The organism is Microbulbifer litoralis (genome assembly GCF_023634065.1).
In the GTDB taxonomy this organism is placed as follows: Bacteria; Pseudomonadota; Gammaproteobacteria; order Pseudomonadales; family Cellvibrionaceae; genus Microbulbifer; species Microbulbifer litoralis.
On the sequence record NZ_JALKCV010000002.1, the window covers coordinates 437,456 to 461,005 of the forward strand.

A 23,550-nucleotide genomic window follows, 5' to 3' on the forward strand; every position below is an offset into this window, starting at 1 on the left:
CGGTAACCCCCGGATATGCCGTTGTGGAAAAAGCTGGCCGCAGTGCTGGGCAAGCTGGCGGGATTTGTGCTGCTGGCAGCCCTGTTGCTCGGCGCCGTGGGTTACTACCAGCAGCGGGATATTCCCCGCGAGCAGGCGCCGCCGCTGGCGGGAAGCACACTGCAGGGGCGCGCAGTCGACCTGCAGCGAATGACCGCCGGCGGGCCGGTGCTGATTTATTTCTGGGCCACCTGGTGCCCTTACTGCCGGGTGGTCTCGCCGGCCATTTCCGACCTGGGCCGGGATCACCAGGTCATCTCCGTTGCCATGCAATCCGGCAGCGATCCGGAACTGCGCGCCTACCTGCAGCGCCACGGGCTGGCATGGCCGACCCTCAACGATGCCAGCGGTGCCCTCAGCCGCCGCTGGGGCGTGCGTGTCACGCCCACCATCGTCATTGTCGACAGCCGCGGGGAAGTCCGCTGGGTCACTTCCGGCACCACCTCCAAGTGGGGACTGCAGTTGCGGCTGGCACTGACCGACTGATTGTTTTTGCGTTTGCCGACAGGCGAGCGTATCGGTCACCACGGTTTACGGAATCGGTAATTCCACCGGGCCGCGCCCGGCCCAACAATAGGTGGCTGTTGATTGCCGATTGAGAGACAAGCCGTGTCCGTACTCGACACCTTTCGCCACAAGGACCTTGATGCCCTGCGGGTCGGCCGCTTCAACCTGGGGATCAATACGTCTTTTATTGTCTACCGCCTGCAGGACGCAGTGATCGACACCGGCCCCAGCAACCAGTGGAAATATGTGCGGCCGTTTATACAGAGCCGGCCCTTCAGCCAGTTGCTGCTGACCCACCACCACGAGGATCACGCCGGCAACGCCGGCGCCATTCACCGTCTGACCGGGGTCCAACCCCGGGCGCCGGAGAAAACCGTCGAGATCCTGAAACGGGGTTTCCGCATACCGCTGGTGCAGAAGCTGATCTGGGGGTCGGCGGGCAGGGCCGACGCGGCTCCGCTGCCGGCGGAAATCGCCATTGGCGGCGAACTGGTAACACCGATTTTCACCCCCGGCCACGCGAAAGACATGACCTGCTACCTGCTGCCCGGGCGCGGCTGGCTGTTCAGTGCCGATCTGTATATCGCCAACTACCTGAAAATGCTGCGCAGCGATGAGGATATCCCGACGCTGCTGGACAGTATCCGCAAGGTGCTCGGCTACGATTTCGACACCATCCTGTGCCCGCATCGCGGCTTGGTGGAAAATGGCCGACAGCGGCTGCGGGAGAAATTCGACTACCTGCTCGAGCTGTCGGAAAATGCGCAGGCCCTGCAGCGACAGGGCCTGGAGCTGCGGGCGATCACCGAGCGGTTGCTGGGCCGGGAGGGGATGATCAGCGTGCTGAGCCGCTACAACTTCAGCAAGCGGAACCTGGTCGCCTCCTGCCTGAAAGTAAAACCGGATCGATACCGATAGCATCCTGTCTGCGGGCAGTACCTGATTTCGCCATCGGCTCCTGCAGGGAATATAGACTTATTGGTTGTCTCAAAATTGTTTTGACCAGGGCCCGCCCTTTTGAGCCGTCATCCCGTACTCCATCCCTCATCCCGTACTCCACCCGTCATCCCGGACTCGATCCGGGATCCAGTGAATGAGCCCCGGCGGCCTGGATTCCGGATCGAGTCCGGAATGACGACCGTATCAATAACTTGCCGCCATTCAGTTGGGCACTGATTCCGTTACCGGTTCCTACAGCTGCTGGCTTTCCAGCGCAGTATCCCGGAACGGGGCCCACACCAGCAGCAGGCAGACCGCCGAACAGATTGCCATGCCCAGGACTATCGCCTCCACGGTTTCCGGCAGCATCGCGGACAGCGCGGAAACACCGCCGGCCACCGAGAATTGCAGTGCACCCATCAGCGCGGCCGCGGTGCCGCCGTTCTCCTCAAAATACTCCATACAGCTGGCCTGGTTGTTGGGGCTGATGGCTCCCATGGCGCCCACCGTGATCATCATCGACGGCACAAACAGCCACAGTGTCGGCGCCAGCCAGAGCACCAGCAGCAGCGCGGCGATACCGCTGGCCTGCAGCGTGATTGCAAAGCGCAGCAGCCGATGGGGTGAGAAGCGGTTCAGGGCAATGCGGTTGGCCAGCATCATGACCGTCATCACCACGATATTGGCGCCGAACAGTATGGCGAACAGCTCCGGCCCGACGCCAAAATGCTGTTGGTAGATAAATGACGAGTGGGTGATAAACAGCAGCATCACCGAGAATGCCATGGCCTGCAGGCCGATAAAGCGCAGCGCCGGGCGGGTGGACAGCACCGCCGCATAGCGGCGTAGGGCGCTGACACCGGATGCCGGCGGCGAAACCCGGGGGCCGCGGAACAGCGTCAGGCGCTGGGCGACCAGCAGGATGGCGCCGTACAGGCCCAGGAACAGGAAAATGCTGGTCCAGCCGCCCAGCTCCAGCAGCAGGCTGCCGATACTGGGGGCGAAGGCCGGCGCCGCCACCACGATCAGGCCGATGAGGCTGAACAGTTTGGCCGCCTCGCGGCCGTGCACGCGATCGCGCACCAGCGCCGGCACGCAGACTGCGGCCCAGCCGCCACCGAACGCCTGCGCGGCGCGCAGCAATAACAGCAGCCGGAAATCCTCCGTCTGCCAGATGGCGAGGCTGGCCAGGCTGAAAATCGCCAGCCCCGCCATCAGCACCGGCCCGCGGCCGAGGCGGTCGGACAGCGGCCCGCCGATCAACTGCCCCAGCGACAGCACGAACACATAGATGGATATGCTCAGGGACAGGGCGTGGCTGTCGACGGCCAGTGCATCGGCCATGGCGGGAAAGGCGGGCAGGTAGGTATCGAGCGCCAGCGGTCCCAGTGCCACCGTCATGGCGAGCAGCAGTACAAATCCAAAGCGCGGGGAGGGTTCGTTCAAAGTGGTACCTCAGGCAGACAGCCGGCTACTGCGCCGCGCCAGTGCCTTGATAATATGACACTGGCTTGACAATAGGGCCGGCAGAACAGATAGTTGATATAGTCAACCATCTATCGGTTGATTCTGTCAACCATACTAGCTTTTCTGATCAGCGCTCGCGGGCCAACAGCATGTCGAATACCCCCTCCCTGGAATTTACCCTCGGTACCCTGATGATCGAGCTGCGCAAGGTCATGATGCGGTCGCTGGCCCGGGCGGGCTTCCAGCTGTCACCGCCGCAGACCCAGTTGCTGCAGATGATCGGTGTGGAGCCGGGGATTTCCGCCGGCGCACTGGCGCGGCGTTCCGGGCGCGACAAGGCCACCATTACCCGGATGCTGGCGCCGTTGGTTGCCGACGGCTGGGTCCTGCGCAGTCCGGACCCGGATGACGCGCGGCGCCAGCAGTTGTCGCTCAGCGGCGATGGCATGGAGGTCCTGCGCAAAATCCGCCGGGCGCGGCTGCGCGCCCACGAGGAATTCTTCAGCGCGCTCAGCTCGGAGGAAAAGCAGCAGCTCAGCGGACTGCTGCAGAAGTGCCTGCCGGATGCGGAGTGACAGGGTTCACGGGAAATTGGCACTAAGCCAGGCCCGCGCTCCCTGTAGGATGGGCGAAGGAGCGCAGCGACGTGCCCATCGTCCGCCGCTTTGCCCATCCTGCGAAAACTAAGGACTGATCAATATGCCGCGCTTGTACAGCCAGCGCAGCACCAGCCACTGCAGCAGTATCACGCCGACGGCGATGACCAGGGTGCCGCCGGCTTCCGGCAGCGCCGAGGCGATGCCGCCGAACAAGCCCTGGCTGCTGTAGCGCCAGTCCACCAGGCTGGTGCCCAGGTAGACCAGGATTGCGTTGCAGCCGATCACCGCGAAAAAGGTATTGAAGTGGCGCCAGTGCCACACATCCACCAGCAGGTAGAAGAGCGCCAGTAACAGCAGGCTGCAGCCGCTGGTAATCATGACGAAAGAGCTGGTCCACAGTTCCTTGTTCACCGGGTAGATCCAGTGCCACAGAAAGCCCGCCAGCAGGCAGGCGAGGCCGCCGATTGCCAGTCCCTGCAAGATTTTTCCGTGCTGCCCCCCAAAACGGCGCAGCCAGCGGCCGGCGAATACACCCATCAGCGCGTTGGCGATGGCCGGGATCGTGGACAGCAGTCCCTCCGGGTCGTAGGCGCGGTGTTGATAGGTACTGCCCGGCAGGCAGCACTGGTCGACCCAGGCGTTGGCGGAACCGCTGGGGGTCAGCGCACCGAAACCGACCTGGACCAGCCAGTAACCCAGCAGTATCGCCGCGGCGATCGCATACTGGGTGCGCGCGGCGCAGTGCCAGACGATCATGGCGGCGAAGAACCAGGCAAAACCGATGCGGGCCAGTACGCTGGCGTAGCGGATTTCTCCCGGGTCGGCGGGAATGCCCGTGCCCCAGCCGTGGTTGTAGATGATGCCCAGGCCGATCAGGATCAGCAGGCGCTTTGCCGCCTTGCGGTAGACCGGTCCGCGCTCGGCGGATGGCAGGCCGCGCAGGGATTTGTCGGCGAGCCCCAGGGTCACGCCGGAGAGAAAGATAAACAGCGGGAAAATCAGGTCGTAGAAGGTAAAGCCGTTCCACTCGGTGTGCTGCATCTGGCTGTGGCCGAAGGCGAACACAGACCAGCCGCTCAGTGCCAGCAGCGGCGCGAACAGGGCTTCGCCGCCGATAATCCAGAACATGTCGAAACCGCGCAGGGCGTCGACGGAGGCGAGGCGTTGTTTTTTTGCTGTCATGATACTTCTCGGTACATCTTCTTGTTGACTTGAGTATCGGGGTTCAGATCGGGCCGCCCGACTCTGTGCCTGTTTTCAAGGCTTCTCAATTCCGAAACTTGAGTTTTTGATTTCCGGTCCCGGGTTTTCTGGTTCCAATTAAAATTTACCAACGGGGTGTAGGGTGCGCCGTGCGCACCGATTGGATACCGGGCGCGCGGCAAACAGTCGGAGCGCGCGGCGCACCCGACAGTTGAAACTGTCGCGTTTATCCTACAGCCCGCAGGGCGAGTCCAGCTTCGGCGTCCAGTCCGGCACCGTGTCCGCAAATGCGACCTTATCGTTGCGCAGGTCGGCTACTGCCCGGGTCACCTGCCCGGTATTCATGATTTTGTCGGCATTGTGGTAGACCCAGTCCACATCCTGCTGGTACACGCGCTTCTCTTCCGAATCGAGCAGTCCCTCCTGGGTAAACCACAGGTTGAAATTGATCGACATGGGCTCTTCCGGGTAGACATGCTCGCTGTGCTCGGCGAACTGTTCGCCATCGACGAAGTAGCGCAGTTTTTTGTCGGTGACCTGTAGCACCAGCGTGTGCCAGCCCTCGAGGCTGCCCTGCCTGACCGTATACTCGTTGTCCTTTTCAAACGGGTTCAGTTTAAAGGTCTCCCAACTGGTGGCGAACAGGCCGTGCCCGTCTTCGCCCCAGCCGCCGTTGGCCAGGTATTCGAAGTCCATCTCGCTGTAATCCGGGTCCATGTCCTTCTTCAGCGGGCTGATGGTGTAGAAGGTCTCGATGATCTGGTCGCCGTCCGGTCCCTCCACCGGTGCATCGCGGAAAAATACCCGCGCCGCATAGGTGCCCTCCAGGTATTTGCGCTGGTGGCAGAACTGGGTGTGCTCGGTATTTTCACCGCTGCCGTCGGTGGAGGAGGTCATGCGCAGCAGCCTGTTGCCGGCGGAATCCCGGTCGTCGAGAAAGCGGATGCCGTCTGCCGACCAGCGCGCGCCGCTGACGCCGGGATGGCCGGTCTGGGTGCGCGCCTTCCAGCCGTTTTCCCGCATGGCCGGCAGGTCGGGGTAGGAGAAATCGTCGAAGAGGATTTTCTGTTGCGGATTTTCAGCGCCGCCGCAGCCGGCCAGCAGGCCGGTCAATAGAAATGCGCAGTATTTCATGGATGTTGTTACCTGTTTGTCTGCCCCGGGGCAGGTTCAATGGAGGAGAGTGTTCCCCCTTATCAAAACGAAAAAAAACCCCGGTGGACCGGGGCGAATATAGGAGCATTACCTATAGATCAACGACGAGAGAGAAAACGTCCTGTGAATATTCTTTCCTGTCCCTCTCCCCGCGGGGAGAGGAACGCTGCTCAGTCGACAGTGCAGACAAATTCCCAGCTGCCGTCACTGCCCGGTACCGAGTTGGTCCACCAGCTGGCCTGGTACACACTGCCCTCGTGGATGATGCGGTCGCCGCCGGAGGCGTGATCGCCCTGGGGCCAGTTGGGGTAGGTCACCAGGCCGCTGGTGTCCACACCCGCGGAACTGCAATTGCTGCCGCCGCCGTTACCGCCATCACCGCCGCCGGACAGGTCCGCCAGCGGCAGTTCCGGGTACTCGAAGGCCAGCGCGTAGGTGCTGCCATTGATGGTGACGGTGTAGGCCTGCGGGCCGGAAACCGGCAGGTAGTAGTTCAGGGTCAGGTCCCAGCTGGCGCCGTCGGCGAGGGACTGCCACTCCGGCAGCGTGAAGCGCACGCGGTGGAACTCGTTTTCCGCACCGCCCACGTTGCCGCCGCTGGCATTGGCGCCGCTCTCGATCACCGTGAGGCCGGCACCGCTCTGGTCGGTGATGGTGTCGGAGGTGGCCGTGGGCATATCGAACTCGAATGCGGTGCCGCCGGGAATGGTGGTGCCGGTGTTGTTGGTGATGGTCAGCTTCGGGTTGAGCGGGTAGTTCTGGTCGCCCAGCTTGAAGCCGTCCACGACCATGCCGATATCCACCGCTTCGTCCGGCAGCGCGCGGTCGCTGCGCAGCTCGCGGTAGTCGCCGGCGGTCTTGAACCTGTCGTAGGCGAGGCTGGTCAGGGTGTCGCCCATGAAGTACTCGCCCTTGCCGGCGTCATAGTCGTAGTCGCCGGCCAGCTCCCAGAACATGATGCCGCCGACGCCCTGGTCGATCACGTACTGCACCTTCGCGTCCATCGACTCTTCATCTTCGGTGGAGATGAACACATCCTTGCTGTCGTTCCACAGCCAGGGCGCTTCGGAGACGCTGTCGTAGTGGCGCACGTAAGTGCCCACCAACTGGTCCTGCGGGTCATTGGCCGGGTCCAGTCCGTAGTCGTCCAGGTAGCTGCCGAGAATGCCGTTCTCCAGGTTCTTGGCGTGCCACATGGGGTTGGAGCCGGCGCCCATTTCCTCGCCGATGCTGTTCTTGTCGTGCCACATATTGTCGATACCCACGGCACCATTGCCGCAGTCGGCCGCGCCGCCGGTACCCTCGGGGCAATCGGATTGCGACGGCAGCGGCGCGCTGCCACCCAGGCCGTTGGTACCGCCGGTGACGCCCTGCCAGCCGCGGGTGTAGTAGGGGATGCCGATATTGATGCGGCCCGGGGACATGGAACCGCGGAAATACTTCACCGCCCAGTCGATATTCAGGTAGCCGATACCACCATACTGGGATGTGGTGTAGACACTGGCGGCGGCCAGTTCCGGGTCCTCGCCGTTGTCGAACAGCGCGGAATTGTGGCCCACGTATTCGTTCCAGGCGCCGTGCAGGTCGTACGTCATGATATTGACGTAGTCCAGGTACCGGGTGATCTGCATCGTCTCCATGCCGCGCAGCAGGTAGCCGGAAGAGGGCGAGGCGATGGTCAGCATATAGTGGGTGCCGTCCTGCTCGCCGGCTTCATCCAGCTTTTCGCGCAGCACCCGCATCAGTTCCACATAGGCATCCATCAGGTCGCCGCGCTTGGGATTGGCAATGCCGAAATCCAGCGGATTGCCGGCGTCGTTCATCGAGGTGGGGTATTCGTAGTCGATATCCACACCGTCGAAGCCGTAGCTGCGGATAAAGTCCACCGCCGAATCGGCGAAGGTCTCGATACCCTGGTGATTGATGCTGCCGTCGCCATTGGTGGTCATGGTGTAGAAGCCGCCGTCGGCCACGCGGTCGCCCTGCTCGTTGAAATGGCCTCCGGTTTCGGCCCAGCCGCCGACGGAGATCAGGGTCTTCACATCCGGATACTGCTCCTTGTATTTGGACAGCTGGTTGAAGTGCCCTTTGTAGGCGTAGTCCGGATCGGTCTCCGCGCCGGCCACGCCCGGCCACTCCATGCCGGTAGCGGGGTTGTCCGGATTGGCGGTGTTGCCCACGGATACGGAATAGTCGCTGCCCACGTGGGCAAAGGCGTAGTTGATATGGGTGATCTTGCCCCAGGGAATATCCTTCACCAGGTAGCTGGGCTGGCCGTTGGCGCCGTTACGCCAGCTGGTGAAATAGCCGATGATGCGCCGCGGGTGATCCGCGCCCATTTTCTCCCGGCCGGCCTGGTCGTAGATATCGCAGTAGTCCGGATTGGTGCCCGGGGTGGTGTAGAGGCCGTCCGGGCGGCAGGGGAAGTCGCCGCTCACCGGCTCGCCGTCGACGGTGATCGATACGGCGGCGGAATCGGTCCAGACGTCGGCGCTGTCGTAGGCGCGGGCGAAAACCTCATGTTCGCCGGCCTCGGCGGTCCAGCCGTAGCTGTAGGGCGCGCTGGCATCCTCGCCGACTTTCTGGCCGCCGACATAGAACTCGACGCGGCTGACCGGGCCCTCGTCGTCCCCGGCCGAGGCGTTGAGACTGACGCTGACACCCTCCTCGTAGCTGCTGCCGTCGACCGGCGCGTCGAGGCTGACGCTGGGGGGATTGTTTGGCTCTGAAACCTCGATGCCCGAGGTCGCGGATTGGGTGGACTGGTCGTCATTGTCCGTGGCGATTGCGTGGATCGCGTGGCTGCCGAGTGTCGCAGTCCAGTCGACGGAATAGGGTGCGCTGGTATCGCTGCCGACACTGCTGCCGTCGACGAAGAATTCCACCGCGCTGACGGTGCCGTCACTGTCGCTGGCATCGGCGCTCAGCGCCAGGCTGTCCCCGGCGGAGAGAACGGTACCGTCCGCCGGCGCGGTCAGGCTGACCTGCGGCGGCACCGGCCCGGCCGGGTTGACGGTGATGACTACATCCGTGCTGAGCACCTCCTGGCCGGCGCTGTCCTCGATACGCGCGGTGATGACCGGCGATCCGGCCACTGCGATCCAGGTGGCCTGGTAGGGGGCGGTGTTGTCGGTGCCGATGGCGTTGCCGTCGATATAGAACTCGACGGCGGTCACGCCGTTATCGTCGCTGGCGTCGACTGAGATGACAACGTTGTCATTCTCGGTGTAAACGGAGCCGGCAGTGGGGGTGGTTATCGAGCCTTGGGGCGGGTTGTCGGCGGCGCCGTCGCAGGCGCCGAGCAGGCTCCATTCCTGGTACTGGCCGGAGTACTGTTCCGGATCCTGGTTCTGGGTCCACCAGTTGGCCTCGTAGGCGCTGCCGTTGTGTTCTACCTGGGCGCCGCCGTTATAGGCGCTGGAGGGGTTCCATGGGGACAGGCCCGAGCAGTCCACGGCGTAGGCGTGTCCCGCTCCGAGCATGGCTGCGGCGAGGGCGCCGAGCGCGAGTCGCTTGTGCATCTTCTTCACCTTGCTTGAGCAATTATTGTTATTGAATGGGCGCGCAAACCTCGGCACCGTCAAAATGACATCGCTGTCAAAATAACAGTCGCTTACAGCCGAGGCAATGCAAATTGCCCACAAATGTGAAAGAACCGAGTAAAGGTGCGCCAGTTCACGGGAGTAATAGATATTGCTCTGGCAGTGCTATCGCAGTGATTATCGGCCGTTTTTTGCATTGAGTCACAATTTCGTCCCGGGAAAACAATTTCCAGCGCGATTTTCTTTTGTCGAACTTCATTCTTGTCACGCTTCTTGCAATAACCCTGATATTGCAGCCATAGGGGTTTTTCTGTCGCCGCAGATAACGTTGACCGGAAGTGCTGTGCCTGGCCGTGGGGCAGTGGTGTTGTGCCGCGTTCCAGGTTGGTGCGGATCCCGGTCGAGGTGGGGCGACAGCGCGGTGGATACGCTGCAATGGATGCGACGCGGCCCGGACGCCGTGTCGAAAACAATAAAAACTGACAGGGTATATTTATGACAGAGAGTAAAAAGCGCCGGCTGGCCGTTGCCGGTATGCCGTCACTACTGGCCGTTGCCATCGCCGCGACCGCCGGTCCCGCACTGGCCCAGGATGAGGTCATCGAGGAGATCATCACCATCGGTACCCGGGTCGACGGTCGCTCGGCGACGGATTCCGCCGCGCCGGTGGATATCGTCAGCGGCGACGAGTTCGTCAACCAGGGCGACGGCGACCTGAACAACCTGCTGCGCAATGTGGTGCCCTCCTACAACGTCAACACCCAGCCGATCAGCGACGCCGCCACCATCGTGCGCCCGGCCAACCTGCGCGGCCTGCCGCCGGATTCCACCCTGGTGCTGGTCAACGGCAAGCGGCGCCATCGCGCCGCGGTGATCTCCTTCCTCGGCGGCGGCCTGTCCGACGGCGCCCAGGGCCCGGATATCTCCGCGATCCCCGCCATCGCCCTCAAGCAGGTGGAAGTGTTGCGCGACGGTGCCGCGGCCCAGTATGGCTCCGACGCCATTGCCGGGGTCATGAATTTCCAGTTGAAAGATGCGGCCGAGGGCGGAGAGGTGGAAGTGAAATACGCCACCACCGCCGCGGGCGACGGCGACCAGATGCAGATTGCCGGCAACCTGGGCCTGCCGCTGACCGATTCCGGTTTCATCAATATCAGTTACGAGTTGCGCGAGCAGGACGCCACCAGCCGCAGCGTGCAGCGCGACGATGCCGCCGGCCTGATTGCCGATGGCAACACCGCCGTGGAGGACCCGGCGCAGATCTGGGGCCAACCGGAAGTGAACGACGACACCAAGCTGTTTATCAACAGCGCGGTGGAAGTGGGTGACAGCGCCGAACTCTACGCCTTCGGCAACTACGCCAGCCGCACCGTGGATGGCGGTTTCTATTTTCGCAACCCGGAAACCCGCCCGGGGGTGTTCGCCGATGGCGACGGCAACCCGCTGGTCGCCGATCTGGACGACAGCAACGGCCTCGATGACTGCGCCGGTTTTTCCCACGCCGATGCCATGGCCAGCGAGGAGTGTTTCTCCTTCCAGGAAATTTTCCCCGGCGGCTTTACCCCGCGTTTCGGCGGTGACCTGGAGGATTACTCGGCGGTATTCGGTCTGCGCGGTGAGTTCGCCAATGGCATCGGCTATGACGTCAGTGCCAGCGCCGGCCACAACCAGGTGGATTTCGTGATCCGCAATACCGTGAATGCCACGCTGGGGCCGGATACGCCCACGGCGTTCAATCCCGGCACATACATCCAGGATGAAACCAACTTCAATGTCGACCTGAGCAGGGAAACCGCAGTGAGCGGCAAGCCGCTGTTTGTCGCCGCCGGTTTCGAGTGGCGCGAGGAAACGTTCGAGGCCCAGGTCGGCGATCGGGCCTCCTGGGAAGTGGGGCCCCTGGTAGGCCAGGGCTTTTCCATCGGTTCCAACGGCTTCCCGGGGTTTGGCCCGCAGGTGGCCGGTACTTTTGATCGCGACAATATCGCGGTCTATACCGATATGGAACTGGATGCCACCGACAAGCTGCGCCTGGGTGCCGCCCTGCGCTGGGAGGATTTCTCCGATTTCGGCAGCACCTCCAACTTCAAGTTATCCGGTCACTACACCGTCAATGACCTGCTGGCTTTCCGCTCGACGATCAGTACCGGTTTCCGGGCGCCGACGCCGGGGCAATCGAATATCACCAATGTGTCCACGGTATTCACCAGCGGCCAGCTGATCAACCGCGGTACCATTCCCCCCACCAATCCGATCGCGGAGTTGAAGGGTGGCGAACAGCTGCAACCGGAGGAGTCCGAGAGCGTTACGTTGGGCGCCATCATTACGACGGCGGACTGGGATATCACCATCGATTACTTCCGCATCGCCGTCAGTGACCGCATCACCCAATCCGCGGACCAGGAGCTGAGCGATGCCGAGCGCGCGCAGCTGATCGCCGACGGCATCACCGGCGCCGATTCGCTGTCCTCCTTCCGTTTCTACACCAACGACTTCGATACCGAGACCCAGGGGGTCGATATAGTGGCCACCTATTCACTGGCGGAATCCACGGACCTCGGTTTTGCGATGAACTGGACCGATACCGAGGTGACCGAGTACAACCCGGCCACCATGGATGAGACCCGCATCAAGCTGTTGCAGGAAAACCTGCCCAACGTGCGCGGTAATGCCACCCTGACGCACTACGGTGACAACTGGCGTGGCCTGGTGCGGCTGAACTACTTCGGCAGTTTCTGGGAGGCGCACCTGGATGACGGCACACTGCCGATCGACGCCGGGGCGGAGTGGACGCTGGATGCGGAGGCTTCCTACAGTTTCAACGACAACCTGTCGCTGATCGCCGGTGCGGAAAACCTGCTCGACAATTATCCGGACGATAACCCCTGGGCGGGTGTTGCCGGCTCCGAGTACCCGACCACGTCGCCGATGGGCTTCAATGGCGCGCTCTACTATATGCGTGCCCGCTATCAGTTCTGAGCAGGCTTTGGGCAAGTCGAAAAAAGAAAACCCCGCTGTGGCCAGCGGGGTTTTTTCTTGTGATTGTTTGTGCGGTAGAAAATTATTCGAGTCCCGAATCCTGAGCCTACATATCCCACAGCGAATTGGTCGCCATCGACAGTGTGATTCGCTCCTTGTCCTGGATCTGCTTCAGGTCTTCGAAGACCTCCTTGACTTCCGCGGACTCGATCGCGCCGTAGACGGCCTCGTAGAGATCGGAAAAGTAACGATCCACCTCGCGGCCCATATTGTTGATTTCCTTGATTGTGGGTGGATCGCCCAGGTCCAGGGACCTGATGAAATCGCTGGCGGATTCCTCATGGGTGTACTGCAGCCAGGTCTGCATGACCTTGTGCTGGGCAACACCGTTGTAGTTGGCCAGGTTTCGCGCCATCCGCCGCTCGTGTTCCAGCATATGCTGTAGCAGCAGCCGGGTGCGATTGTCGGCGGCTTTTTCCAGCAACTCTTCGTAGAGATCGGCCATCTGCCGGTGAAACTTCTCGGCGTCTTTCAGTACCTGGAAGGCCTGCTTGAATGTCTTCATGGAATTGCCTTTGCATTGTATTTTTGTGTCGAGGGGCGGCAATGGGTTCTTGTCGTCTCCGGGCTCCTATCTATGTTTATAGTGCATTTATCCAATTGATCAAGAGTTGTGGAAATACGCCGAACAGCAGCAGGGCCAGGGTCAGGGAGGCCAGCAGGGCGTGACCGGAGGCGGCGATCTGTACGCCGTTCCGCGCAGTGCCGGTCGCCTCCGTATCCCGCTGTACCATCGCCAATAGCAGCCGCAGGTAGTAAAAGAGGCCCAGCGCACTGCCGACCACCACCGCCGCCAGCAGCAACCAGAGCTGCCCCTGCACACCGGCGGCAAAAATATAGAACTTGCCGATAAAACCGATGGTCAGCGGAATTCCCGCCAGCGACAGCAGCATGGCCGCCAGGCAGCAGGCCAGCCAGGGCGAGCGCCAGAAGAGACCGCGATAGTAGTCGCGGTGGAAGGGATCACTGCCGGAATCCGCCAGCGGACGGGAACCGCCGGGGGTCAGTTCGACCGCGCCGTCCGCGATCAGCCCCACCACCGCGAAGGCGCCCAGTGTGGTGATCATGTAGGCAACCAGGTAGTAGATCACGGCCTCAGTACCGAAGGCGCTGCCACCGATCAGCAGAGCCACGATCAGGTAGCCGAGATGGGCGATGGACGAGTAGGCCAGCAGGCGCTTGATGTTCGGCTGCATCAGCGCCAGCAGGTTGCCCGCCAGCATGCTCGCCACCGCCATGATGCCCAGCAACCCGGTCAGCGCGGGAACCGCAAACAGGTCGAGCCGGTCGAACAGCCGCAGCAGCAGGGCGACCACCGCACCCTTGCCGACAGTGGCGATCAGCGCGGTCACCGGTGTCGGCGCGCCCTGGTAGACATCCGGTGTCCAGATGTGGAACGGCACCAGCGACAGCTTGAAAGCCACCCCGATCAGCAACAGCGTAAGGCCTGCCAGCAGCAGCGATGGACCGCCTGCCATCGCGGCAACCGCGGCGGACACACCGGCAAAATCCAGTGCGCCGCTGGCGGCGAATACCATCGCGATACCGAACAGGGCCAGCGCTGTGGACAGTGCCGATAGCAGCAGGTACTTGAGCGCGGACTCCAGTGAATAGAGCTGGTCCCGCTGTGGCGAGCGGTCGCCGTTGACGGCGAAGCCCAGCAGCGGGTAGAGCGACAGGCCGATCAATTCCAGGGCGAGAAAAAAACTGGCGAAATGGCTGGCGAACACCAGGGTACAGGCGCCCAGCATCGTCAGCAGCAGCAGGATATAGAACTCCTCCGGGTAGCTGTCGGCCCAGGCCTTGCGATCACAGCGGTGTTTCAGGTAACTGAAGCCGAGAACCGTGATGGCGATGGCCGCCACCAGCAACAGCAGGCAGATAAACAGCGCCCTGTGGTCCACCTGCAGCAGTCCGGTGGACTGGATGGACGTCACCCCGCCGTCCAGCAGTCGAGCCACCTGGAAACAGGCGGCTGCCGCCGCGGCCAGTGTGGCCAGTGTGGTGAACAGCGCACCGCGGTGACCGCGGCGCAGGGCCACCTGCAGCAGCAGGAAGACAATGCCGGCGCCCAGTACCAGCAGCGGCAGAATCGCGTGGAGCTCCAGTGCACTCATGGCGAAATACCCCGTTCGGGATTGGATGGCGGCCAGCGGGAATCCGCGGCGTCGGCAACGGCCCCGGTATCGCCGGGCGGTGCGCCATACCGGTCGGGTGTTCCCGCAACGGTAGCGTCAATATGCTGCAGCGCATCGGCGACGGCGGGACCGGCGGTATCGAAAACCCCCTGGGGCCGCAGGCCGAGAAATACCAGCAGCACCGCCAGTGAAAGCAGTGCCGCGGATTCCCGCGGTGCCAGGTCGGCCGGGGGCCCGCTATTCTGGTGCGGGGACCTTTCGCCACCGAAGAAAACCCGCTGCATCATCAGCAGCGCATACAGTGCCGCGCCCACCAGCCCGGTGGCGGCGACGGCGGTAATCCAGCGGCTGCTGGCAAAGCTGCCGGCCAGGACCAGGAACTCGGCGATGAAATTCCCCAGCCCCGGCAGGCCGAGAGACGCCACCGCGAAGAACAGCGCGATGGCCGACAGCCTCGGCAGGTTGCCCCAGAGCCCGCCGAGCTCTCCCATATCGCGGGTGTGCAGCCGGTGTTGCAGCGCGCCCACCAGTGCGAACAGTGCCGCGGTACTGAGGCCGTGGGCAATCATCTGCATTACCGCGCCCTGGATGGCAATGGCATTCAGCGCGTAGAGCCCCAGCAGCACAAAACCCATATGGCTGACACTGGAGTAGGCCACCAGCCGCTTCATATCCCGCTGGGCAAAGGACATCACCGCGCCGTAGACCACGCTGGCCGCGCCGATCGACATGGCCACCGGCGCAAAGGCGAGGGAGGATTCCGGGAATAGTGGCAGGGTAAAACGCAACAGGCCGTAGGCGCCGGTTTTGAGCAGGATTGCCGCCAGCAGGATACTGCCCGCAGTGGGGGCCTGGGTGTGGGCGTCGGGCAACCAGGTATGCAGCGGCAGTGCCGGCAGTTTGACTGCAAAGGCGACAAAGAAGCCCAGCATCAGCCAGTAGCTGGTGGCCGGGGGCAGCCTGGCGGCGAGCAGCTCGCGGTAGTTGAACGTCAGTTGGCCGCTGGCGCTGTAGTGCAGGTAGACCAGCGCGACGATCGCGATCAGCATCAACAGGCTGCTGGCCTGGGTGAAAATAAAGAACTTGATTGCCGCAGGGATACGCTGCTCGTAGCCCCAGACCGCGATCAGCAGCAGCATCGGTACCAGCATCACCTCCCAGAAGAAAAAGAACAGGAACAGGTCCATCGCGGTAAAGACTCCGGCGACGCCGGCCAGTGTCCACAGGTAGTTGAAGTAGAAGAAACCGCGGCGGAAGCCCACATCCCTCCAGGTGGCGATAAGACCGAACAGCCCCATCGCCAGGGTCAGCGCCAGCAGTAGGAAGCCGAGGCCGTCCAGCGCCAGGAAAAAAGTGATACCGAAACGCGGAATCCAGTTCAGCTGCAGGCTGTCCCACCAGAGGGGCGCCGACCCTGTCGCCGTAGCGATCCCCGTATGGTCGGCGTAACGCCCCAGCAGCGCGATGGCCAGCAGCAGGCTCAGCAGCGCGACCCAGCGGCTGGCGCCATCTTTCCAGTGTTCCGACAGCCACGCCAGGATACCGCCGAGAAACAGTACCGCGATGATTGCCAGTAGAGTCATAGGACCACCAGTAGCGCGAGAAAGAGAACAGTGCCAACCGCCAGAGTGGCGATATACCAGCGCACCTGGCCGTTCTGGGACACACTGACCAGGCCGTGGAGCTGCCGGCTGGCGGCGGCGGTGCCGCTGTAGAGGCGGTCGATTACGTCGTTTCGATTGAGCCGCGCCAGGGTTGTAAAGGGTTTTACCAGCAGCGTGTCGTAGAGTCGGTCAAAGCCCCAGCCGCTGTACCAGAACCTGCCGAGTGCGGACTGTTCGCCCCTTGCCGGGTCATTGTAAAGGCAGGCCCACCAGGCCATGGCAATACCGGCCAGTGGCGCGGCAACGGCGATCGCCTCCACCCACAGCGGTGGGTGGCCCGCTCCGGCGGCGCCGAATACCGACTGCAGCGGCGGCGCCAGCAGCCCGCCCAATAGTGCCAGCACCGCCAGCATGCCCAGCGGCAGGACCATGGCGGTGTTGTTGGCATCCCTGCAATGGCTGCTGGCCTCCCCCTCGCGGCCGAAGAACACCAGGAACAGCAGGCGGAAACTGTAGAATCCGGTCACCAGCGCGCCCAGTACGCCGGCCAGCCAGATGCCGTTGAAGCCGTGATAAAAGTCCCAGGCACTGAGCAGTATGCGATCCTTGCTGTAGAAACCCGAGGTGAACGGCAGCGCGGCGAGGCAGGCGCAGCCGATCAGGAAACAGAAAAACGTAAACGGAATTTTTCGCCGCAGGCCACCCATCCGGAAAATATCCTGCTCGTGGTGCAGGCCCAGGATCACCGAGCCGGCGGCGAGAAACAGCAGCGCCTTGAAAAAGGCGTGGGTCATCAGGTGGAAAATGGCCCCGGACCAGGCGCCTACCCCCAGGGCGAGAAACATGTAACCGATCTGGCTGATGGTGGAATAGGCCAGCACCCGCTTGATATCCGACTGTACCAGAGCGCTGCAGCCCGCCAGCAGCAGAGTCAGGGCACCGACGATGGCCACTGCACTCATGGCCATATCAGACAATGCGAACAGCGGATGCATACGCGCGATCAGGTAGACGCCGGCGGTGACCATGGTGGCAGCGTGGATCAGGGCGCTGACCGGCGTGGGGCCGGCCATCGCATCCGGCAGCCAGGTCTGCAGCGGCAGTTGCGCCGACTTGCCCACGGCACCGCCGAGCAACAACAACGCCGCCAGGGTGACTCTGGGATCGTTTGCCTGAACGGTGGACAGTGCACTGATCAACTCACCGATATCGAGCGTCGCAAATTCGGTAAACAGCAGGAACAGGCCGATCACCATGGCGGTGTCACCGATGCGGGTGACGACAAACGCCTTGCGCGCGGCGGCGCCATTGGCCGGATCCCGGTACCAGAAGCCGATCAACAGGTAGCTGCACAGGCCCACGCCCTCCCAGCCCAGATACAGCAGCACCAGGTTGTCCGCCAATACCAGTAGCAACATGGCGCAGACAAACAGGTTCAGGTAGGCGAAATAGCGCTGGTAGCCGGCGTCGTCGCGCATATATCCGGTGGAGTAGAGATGGATCAGGAAGCCGACACCGGTTACCACCGACAGCATCACCAGCGTCAGCCAGTCCAGGTGGAAACCGAAATCCAGTTGCAGGCCATCGACACTGAACCATTGCCACAGGGACAGGTTGAGTTCCGCTGCCGGGTTGCCGGCAAACTGCGTTGCGGCGAGGAAGGCTGTGAGTATTGCCGCCAGCCCGACACTGCCGACGCCGATAGCCGCGACGAGCTTCGGGGGCAGCGGCCGGTCACTGAACAGCGGTGTGGCGATCAACACCAGAAAGCCCAGTAGCGGGAGCATCGGTATCCAGGCGACAACGGTCATATCAACCTCGCAGTGCGTTCAGTTGATCGATATCCACCGTGTAACGGCGGCGGTAGAATTGCAGTACCAGCGCCAGCGCAATGGCGACTTCCGCGGCCGCCAGCGTGATGACAAACACAAACATCACCTGGCCGTCGGCATCGCTCCAGTGGGCCCCGGCCACGACAAACGCGAGTGCCGCGGCATTGGTGCATATCTCCACGCACATCAGCATGAAAATGATATTGCGCCGCACCAGCAGTCCCGCGAGGCCCAGGCAGAACAGGACCGCCGCCAGTGATAAGCCGGTGTGCAGGGCGGGGATGGACTCAATCGGCACCTTCCACCTCCCCGCTATCCGCGTGCCGCTGGCGAGCCAGGTGGAAGGCGCCCACCAGGCCGGCGAGCAGTAACATCGAGGCCAGCTCCACCGCCAGTACATATTGACTGAACAGTGCAATACCGACTTCCCTGGGGCCGATCGTGCCGGGCGTGCCAGCAGTGATGGCGCCGTCGCTACCCAGCAGAACGACCAACTGCACGAGCAGCACCGCGGAGAGAATCGCGGGCCCTGTCCAACTGCGCGGCTGCAGCCAGCGGCTCTCCTGTTCCACCGCCGCCGCGCCCTGGTTCAATATCATGATCACGAACACCATCAGCACCATGATGGCGCCCGCGTAGACGATGACTTCCAGTGCCGCCGCGAAGGGCGCGCCGTATTGATAGAAGATCACGGCCACCGCCAGCAGGGAGACAACCAGGTAGAGCAGCGCGTGCACGGCGTTGCGGTTGAAAATCACCATGGCAGTCGAGAGAATGGCGACGGTCGCGGTCAGGTAAAAACTGATGGTGCCCATTATTCTAATCCTCGGCCTGGATATTCAGTTCCTCTTGTCTTTGATAAAAGGGGGAGGCGTTTTCCGATATTCCCCGATCACAGGTTGAGGCTTTTGACATCGACAGGCCCTGCCTCGTTTTCCGCCTCGCCCTTACCCTTACCGTCAATGGCCTTGCCCGCGACATTGTAGAAACTGTATTCGTGGTATTTCCCCGGGCCGCTGATCAGCAGGTCCTCTTTCTCGTACACCATGCTCTGCCTGTCGTATTCACACATTTCGAAGTCCGGCGTCAGCTGGATGGCGTAGGTCGGGCAGGCGTCCTCGCACAGGCCGCACATAATGCAGCGTGAGAAATTGATGCGGAAAAATGCCGGGCGCCAGCGGCCGTCTTCATCCTCGGTTTTCTGCAGGGAAATACAGTCCGGCGGGCAGGCCACGGCGCAGAGGTTGCAGGCGACGCAGCGCTCCTCGCCGTCCGGGTCGCGGGTGAGCACAATGCGGCCCCGATAGCGGGGTGCCAGGTAGGGCTTCTGGTCCGGATACTGGACAGTGGCGGTGCGGGTGAACAGGTGGCGGAACACCAGCCACATGCTGCGCAGCAGGCTAAGCATGGCGGGCCTCCTTCATTGTTGCAGCCATAGCAGGACCCCGCCGGTCAGCAGCAGGTTGGCCAGCGAGAGCGGCAGCATGACTTTCCAGCCGAAATGCATCAGCTGGTCGTAGCGTGGTCTCGGCAGCGCGGCGCGCAGCAGCACAAAGAGTGCGACCAGCAGCCCGGTCTTGAGCGCAAACCAGACTGCCGGTGGCAACCAGGGCCCCAGCCAGCCGCCCAGGAACAGGGTGGTGATCAACGATGAAACCAGAATCACCGACAGGTACTCACCGACAAAGAACATGCCGAACTTCATCCCCGAGTACTCGGTGTGAAAGCCGGCCGTCAGTTCGTGTTCCGCCTCGGGCAGGTCGAATGGCAGCCGGTGGCTCTCGGCGATGCCGGCGACCAGGAATATCAGGAAACCGGCGAACTGCGGCAGCACGAACCAGCCGCCCTGCTGGGCCACGACGATTTCACGCAGGTTGAAACTGCCGGCCAGCATCACCACGCCCATCAGGCTGATCCCCATGAACACCTCGTAGGAGACCGTCTGCGCCGCGGCACGCAGGCCTCCCAGCAATGCGTATTTATTGTTGGAGGCATAGCCGCCGAGAATCACGCTGTAGACGGCCATGGACGACATGGCGAGGAAGAACAGCAACCCCACGTTCAGGTCGATTACGCCCACCATCGGCGAGACCGGAATCACCGCAAAGCCCAGCAGCATGGATGCCATGACGATGGTGGGGGCGAGAACGAAAACCGGGATATCGGCAAAGCGCGGTACAAAGTCCTCCTTGAAGAACAGCTTGATCATATCGGCGACCACCTGGAACAGGCCAAAGGGCCCGACCCTGTTGGGCCCGGGCCGGTCCTGCCAGAATCCCAGCAGCCGGCGCTCTCCCCAGGTGAGCAGGGCGGCCAGCAGCACCGCCGCGATGAGTACCCCGAAAATATTCAGCAGGGTTATCCAGATGGATGGGTTCATGGGCTTTCTCCGCCGTGGATCCGTTCGACCGCCGCCGGGCCGGGCAGGTGGCAGTCGAGGGATTCCAGCCCGGGCAGGCCGGCGGGGACACCGACAGTACCGCGGGGCAGGGTTGCGGATATCCGCGCTTCCACGGCGTAGTGTTCCGAGTCGATGCGAATTTGCAGCAGGTCGCCGTGCTGGATCTGCCGCTGTTCCGCGTCGCCGGCGCTGATCACCGCGTAGGGCTCGTCGATGACACTGGCGATTGCCGCAGCCCGCGCGCTCAGTTCGTCGGAGCCGAACATCCTGTGCAGCGGTACCAGCACCAAATCAGTTGCCGCGGAAAATGTTGCGGCTGCCTTTGTATTCTGTGGATGCCAGTCTTCCAGCGGTTGCGCTGCGCGTTCGATACGGCGGCTGCCCTGTGCACCCTTCCTCCGGCCGCCAACGCCCTGCAGGAATTTCTGGATCGACTGATTGGAATTCCAACCCGGAGACCAGATATTGGCCTGCAATGTCGTCCGGGCGGCATTCTGGATTCCCTCCATACTGAACACCATGGGGGCGTCCGGGTCGCGGTGCGGTGGCAGCTCGGCGACATGGTCGCGGGCCCGGATTGCGGTCCGGCCGCTGTAGCGGTGGCTCTGTCGCGCCACCTTCAGTCCGTCGATGCGATAGTGCTCGTCGGGGCCCAGCCCGGCCAATACGCCCAGTGCCGGAAATTTGCCGGCCAGTGCGGCACTCAGTTCGTGGACGTGCTGGCAGCCGGCCAGTACATCGTTGCCCGGGTATTCTTCACAGGCCGCCGCGGCGTTTGCCAGCCAGCGCCAGCTCTCCTGAATAAAGCCCGCACCTTCGTAGACGGCGTAGAAGCGCTGGGCGATACCGCTGCTATTGATATAGCTGCCCTCCGACTCCGCCGTGGCGGCGGCGGGGAAAACCAGGTCCGCGTGCCTGGCGGTGGTGTTGAGCAGGGTATCCAGCAGTATCACCTCGTCGGCGCCGGCCAGCAGGGTGTCGACGGTTCGGCGGTCGCAACGGCGATAGAGGTCGTTTTCCAGAATCACCAGAGTTGTGGGTGTATCCCCATCCCCCGCCCGCAGTTGTCCGGCAAGCTGCTCCAGTTGTCCGCCACCCGGTGGAAACAGCTGGGCAATTCCCAGGCTATTGACTTCCGGGCAGGCCAGGTAGAGGTCGCACTGTTCGCGGTCACCCTGTTCACATTCGGCGAGTGCGCAGGCAACGGCGGCGGCGCCGTTGACGATATCGACGCTGCGGTTGCCACAGCCGGAGACGATCAGCGGCCGCTGCGCCGCAGAGAGCCTTTCCGCTGCCCGCCGGGCGAGTTCCCGCAGGCTTTCCGGCAGCTCGGTCTGTTCGGGCTCATCGCGGCGCAGGAAACCCACAACAGCGGTGGCAAAGGACGCGGTCTGGTCTGCGGTGCAGTGCAGTATTTCGCTGGCAATCTCTTCCAGTGCCGGTGTGCCGGTGCCGATCAGTAGTACCGGGCTGGGGTTGCCGTCCAGCTGGCGCACCGAGGCGTCCTGCCAGAGTGGTATTTTCAGGTCGCGTGCCCGCTGTTTCTGCCGGTTGCGCGCAGCCTGTCGCACCGCCAGTGCGATGCGCGGCGCGGTATTGTCGATATCCTCGCCGAGGATCAGCACGGCGTCGGCGCTCTCGATTTCGGGCGTGGTCGGGCTGTGGATGCGGGGATCCCGCTGGACCCGGTCGACCAGGTGCAGCAGCTCCAGGTCGCGCCGGGCCAGGCCGCAGAAGAAATTGGCACCGCCGACCAGCTGGCGGAGGGCAAAGTTGTTTTCCAGGGAGCTGCGCGGAGACGCGATACCGATGAGGCGGCGTCGCCCCAGTTGCGCTGCAGCCAGTGTCTGCGCAAACCGGCCGACCGCATCCGCCGGTGGCAGGATCCGGTGAATTTTCTCGCCCGACCGGGCGGTGGATTCGATCAGCCGGTCCCCCCGGGCCGCGAGCACATTCTCCAGCCGGTGGTCGCTATTGACATAGTCATAGCCGAAGCGGCCGCGGTCGCAGAGAAAGTAGCCGTTGATATCGCGGTGGTACAGGTTGGTGACACGCCGCAGTATCGCGCGGCCGCCGTTGCCGGGTTCGCGGGCACCGGGCGCGGTATTGCAGCCCACGGCGCAGTGTTCGCAGATGGAGGGGGCCGTCTGCAGGTCCCACTTGCGCACGTAGTGCTGGCTGAATGTCTTGTCGGTAAACACCCCGGTGGGGCAGACTTCCACCAGGTTGCCGCTGAAGCCGTTTTCCAGCATGCCGTCTTTCTGGCGGCCGAAATAGATCTGGTTGTTGCGGCCCAGGGATTCCAGGTCGCTGCCGCCGGCGTAGTCGCGATAGAAACGCGTGCAGCGGTAACAGGCGATGCAGCGGTTCATTTCGTGGTTGATAAACGGGCCCAGGTACTGGTTGCGGTGGGTGCGCTTGCTGCCGCGGTAGCGGCGTTGCACATGGCCGGTCATTTCGGTCATGTCCTGCAGGTGGCACTCGCCGCCCTCCTCGCATACCGGGCAGTCGTGGGGGTGGTTGGTCATCAGGTCTTCGATGATGCCGCCGCGGAATTCCCGCGCGGCGTCGGCGATAACACTGTAGAGTCCGCCGTCCTTTACCGGTGTCATGCAACCCATGACCAGCTTGCCGTGCTGGTCTTCCGTATCCTTGTATTCGATTACCGCGCACTGCCGGCAGGCGCCGACCGATCCCATGGCCGGGTGCCAGCAGAAGTAGGGCAGGTTGATGCCCAGCGACAGGCAGGTGGCGAGCAGATTCTGTTCGCCGTCTACCTCGTAGTCTTCGCCATCGATGGTGATTGTCGGCATTTTCGATCCGTTATCTTCTTTTCTATTCCCTTGGCGTCATCCCTGCATGCAAACGGGAGAGTATTGTAGGGTGCGCCGTGCGCACCGTTGACCGCATCCGTAAAGGTTGCCGAAGTTACGGTTCGCAAGGAGACTCCGGGGCGGCCCTGCTGTCGGGGAGTATTTGCTCAACAGCCTCATCGGCAATCGTTTCACAAACAACCCCCGACAGCTGGGCCTTCACGTCCGGGCTCGATATTCTTTCTGACATCATCCGGGCGGTGTGCGCGGCGCAC

Annotated in this window: 17 protein-coding genes; 4 read left to right on the top strand and 13 right to left on the bottom strand. The window is 62.8% G+C overall.

What is annotated here, in order from left to right:
• Positions 1-15: 15 nt before the first annotated feature.
• Together MWN76_RS05255 and MWN76_RS05260 are read left to right on the top strand one after the other, a co-directional pair.
• The gene (locus tag MWN76_RS05255; protein WP_250459924.1) at positions 16-525 is read left to right on the top strand and encodes a protein disulfide oxidoreductase; all 510 of its coding nucleotides are present in this window, start codon (positions 16-18) and stop codon (positions 523-525) included.
• 123 nt (positions 526-648) lie between these two features.
• The gene (locus MWN76_RS05260) at positions 649-1,464 is read left to right on the top strand and encodes an MBL fold metallo-hydrolase (protein ID WP_250459925.1); all 816 of its coding nucleotides are present in this window, start codon (positions 649-651) and stop codon (positions 1,462-1,464) included.
• A gap of 273 nt (positions 1,465-1,737) precedes the next feature.
• On the opposite strand, the gene MWN76_RS05265 is transcribed toward MWN76_RS05260, so the two are convergent.
• Positions 1,738-2,931, bottom strand: a complete 1,194-nt coding sequence (locus tag MWN76_RS05265) for a multidrug effflux MFS transporter (protein ID WP_250459927.1) — start codon at positions 2,929-2,931, stop codon at positions 1,738-1,740.
• A 170-nt stretch (positions 2,932-3,101) separates the two neighbouring features.
• Here MWN76_RS05265 and MWN76_RS05270 point away from each other — a divergent pair, with 170 nt between their 5' ends.
• Positions 3,102-3,527, top strand: coding sequence for a MarR family winged helix-turn-helix transcriptional regulator (locus tag MWN76_RS05270; protein ID WP_250459929.1), 426 nt, complete (start codon positions 3,102-3,104; stop codon positions 3,525-3,527).
• 108 nt (positions 3,528-3,635) lie between these two features.
• Here MWN76_RS05270 and nagX read toward each other — a convergent pair whose 3' ends face one another.
• The 3 genes from nagX to MWN76_RS05285 all read right to left on the bottom strand — a co-directional run bounded on the left by nagX (position 3,636) and on the right by MWN76_RS05285 (position 9,430).
• A complete protein-coding gene (nagX, locus tag MWN76_RS05275; protein WP_250459931.1) occupies positions 3,636-4,733 on the bottom strand; it encodes a transmembrane glucosamine N-acetyltransferase NagX in 1,098 nt (365 codons plus the stop codon).
• A 252-nt stretch (positions 4,734-4,985) separates the two neighbouring features.
• On the bottom strand, positions 4,986-5,888 hold the full coding sequence (locus MWN76_RS05280; RefSeq protein ID WP_250459933.1) for a glycoside hydrolase family 16 protein: 903 nt from the start codon (positions 5,886-5,888) through the stop codon (positions 4,986-4,988).
• A 191-nt stretch (positions 5,889-6,079) separates the two neighbouring features.
• A complete protein-coding gene (locus tag MWN76_RS05285) occupies positions 6,080-9,430 on the bottom strand; it encodes a chitinase C-terminal domain-containing protein (RefSeq protein WP_250459935.1) in 3,351 nt (1,116 codons plus the stop codon).
• A 516-nt stretch (positions 9,431-9,946) separates the two neighbouring features.
• On the opposite strand from MWN76_RS05285, the gene MWN76_RS05290 reads away from it, so the two are divergent.
• Positions 9,947-12,427, top strand: coding sequence for a TonB-dependent receptor plug domain-containing protein (locus MWN76_RS05290; protein WP_250459937.1), 2,481 nt, complete (start codon positions 9,947-9,949; stop codon positions 12,425-12,427).
• 106 nt (positions 12,428-12,533) lie between these two features.
• Here MWN76_RS05290 and MWN76_RS05295 read toward each other — a convergent pair whose 3' ends face one another.
• The 9 genes from MWN76_RS05295 to nuoG all read right to left on the bottom strand — a co-directional run bounded on the left by MWN76_RS05295 (position 12,534) and on the right by nuoG (position 23,275).
• Positions 12,534-12,992, bottom strand: a complete 459-nt coding sequence (locus MWN76_RS05295; RefSeq protein WP_250459939.1) for a hypothetical protein — start codon at positions 12,990-12,992, stop codon at positions 12,534-12,536.
• A 76-nt stretch (positions 12,993-13,068) separates the two neighbouring features.
• Entirely contained in the window at positions 13,069-14,604 is a 1,536-nt protein-coding gene (locus MWN76_RS05300; protein ID WP_250459940.1) for an NADH-quinone oxidoreductase subunit N, read from the bottom strand.
• Complete coding sequence (locus MWN76_RS05305) at positions 14,601-16,208, bottom strand: complex I subunit 4 family protein (RefSeq protein ID WP_250459942.1); 1,608 nt, start codon at positions 16,206-16,208, stop codon at positions 14,601-14,603. The genes MWN76_RS05300 and MWN76_RS05305 overlap by 4 nt, the downstream gene beginning before the upstream one ends.
• Positions 16,205-18,040 carry an NADH-quinone oxidoreductase subunit L gene (gene nuoL, locus MWN76_RS05310; protein ID WP_250459945.1) on the bottom strand — a complete coding sequence of 612 codons (1,836 nt, stop codon included), beginning with the start codon at positions 18,038-18,040 and terminating at the stop codon, positions 16,205-16,207. Before nuoL ends, MWN76_RS05305 begins: the two co-directional genes overlap by 4 nt.
• Position 18,041: 1 nt before the next feature.
• Entirely contained in the window at positions 18,042-18,359 is a 318-nt protein-coding gene (gene nuoK, locus MWN76_RS05315) for an NADH-quinone oxidoreductase subunit NuoK (RefSeq protein ID WP_425606592.1), read from the bottom strand.
• Positions 18,349-18,876 carry an NADH-quinone oxidoreductase subunit J gene (nuoJ, locus tag MWN76_RS05320; protein ID WP_250459947.1) on the bottom strand — a complete coding sequence of 176 codons (528 nt, stop codon included), beginning with the start codon at positions 18,874-18,876 and terminating at the stop codon, positions 18,349-18,351. The genes nuoK and nuoJ overlap by 11 nt, the downstream gene beginning before the upstream one ends.
• 77 nt (positions 18,877-18,953) lie before the next feature.
• The gene (nuoI, locus tag MWN76_RS05325; protein WP_250459949.1) at positions 18,954-19,469 is read right to left on the bottom strand and encodes an NADH-quinone oxidoreductase subunit NuoI; all 516 of its coding nucleotides are present in this window, start codon (positions 19,467-19,469) and stop codon (positions 18,954-18,956) included.
• Positions 19,470-19,481: 12 nt separating this feature from the next.
• On the bottom strand, positions 19,482-20,441 hold the full coding sequence (gene nuoH / locus MWN76_RS05330) for an NADH-quinone oxidoreductase subunit NuoH (RefSeq protein ID WP_250459951.1): 960 nt from the start codon (positions 20,439-20,441) through the stop codon (positions 19,482-19,484).
• Complete coding sequence (gene nuoG / locus MWN76_RS05335) at positions 20,438-23,275, bottom strand: NADH-quinone oxidoreductase subunit NuoG (protein ID WP_250459952.1); 2,838 nt, start codon at positions 23,273-23,275, stop codon at positions 20,438-20,440. Before nuoG ends, nuoH begins: the two co-directional genes overlap by 4 nt.
• Between the last annotated feature and the right edge of the window lie 275 nt (positions 23,276-23,550).

What these genes read in the sequence shown, in the direction of transcription:
- MWN76_RS05255 (WP_250459924.1), top strand. Translation starts at nt 16, where the DNA reads ATGCCGTTGTGGAAAAAGCTGGCCGCAGTGCTGGGCAAGCTGGCGGGA.
- MWN76_RS05300 (WP_250459940.1), bottom strand. Translation starts at nt 14,604, where the DNA reads ATGAGTGCACTGGAGCTCCACGCGATTCTGCCGCTGCTGGTACTGGGC.
- nuoL (WP_250459945.1), bottom strand. Translation starts at nt 18,040, where the DNA reads ATGACCGTTGTCGCCTGGATACCGATGCTCCCGCTACTGGGCTTTCTG.
- nuoJ (WP_250459947.1), bottom strand. Translation starts at nt 18,876, where the DNA reads ATGGGCACCATCAGTTTTTACCTGACCGCGACCGTCGCCATTCTCTCG.
- nuoG (WP_250459952.1), bottom strand. Translation starts at nt 23,275, where the DNA reads ATGCCGACAATCACCATCGATGGCGAAGACTACGAGGTAGACGGCGAA.
- nuoH (WP_250459951.1), bottom strand. Translation starts at nt 20,441, where the DNA reads ATGAACCCATCCATCTGGATAACCCTGCTGAATATTTTCGGGGTACTC.
- MWN76_RS05295 (WP_250459939.1), bottom strand. Translation starts at nt 12,992, where the DNA reads ATGAAGACATTCAAGCAGGCCTTCCAGGTACTGAAAGACGCCGAGAAG.
- MWN76_RS05305 (WP_250459942.1), bottom strand. Translation starts at nt 16,208, where the DNA reads ATGACTCTACTGGCAATCATCGCGGTACTGTTTCTCGGCGGTATCCTG.
- nuoI (WP_250459949.1), bottom strand. Translation starts at nt 19,469, where the DNA reads ATGCTTAGCCTGCTGCGCAGCATGTGGCTGGTGTTCCGCCACCTGTTC.
- MWN76_RS05270 (WP_250459929.1), top strand. Translation starts at nt 3,102, where the DNA reads ATGTCGAATACCCCCTCCCTGGAATTTACCCTCGGTACCCTGATGATC.
- MWN76_RS05285 (WP_250459935.1), bottom strand. Translation starts at nt 9,430, where the DNA reads ATGCACAAGCGACTCGCGCTCGGCGCCCTCGCCGCAGCCATGCTCGGA.
- nagX (WP_250459931.1), bottom strand. Translation starts at nt 4,733, where the DNA reads ATGACAGCAAAAAAACAACGCCTCGCCTCCGTCGACGCCCTGCGCGGT.
- MWN76_RS05290 (WP_250459937.1), top strand. Translation starts at nt 9,947, where the DNA reads ATGACAGAGAGTAAAAAGCGCCGGCTGGCCGTTGCCGGTATGCCGTCA.
- MWN76_RS05280 (WP_250459933.1), bottom strand. Translation starts at nt 5,888, where the DNA reads ATGAAATACTGCGCATTTCTATTGACCGGCCTGCTGGCCGGCTGCGGC.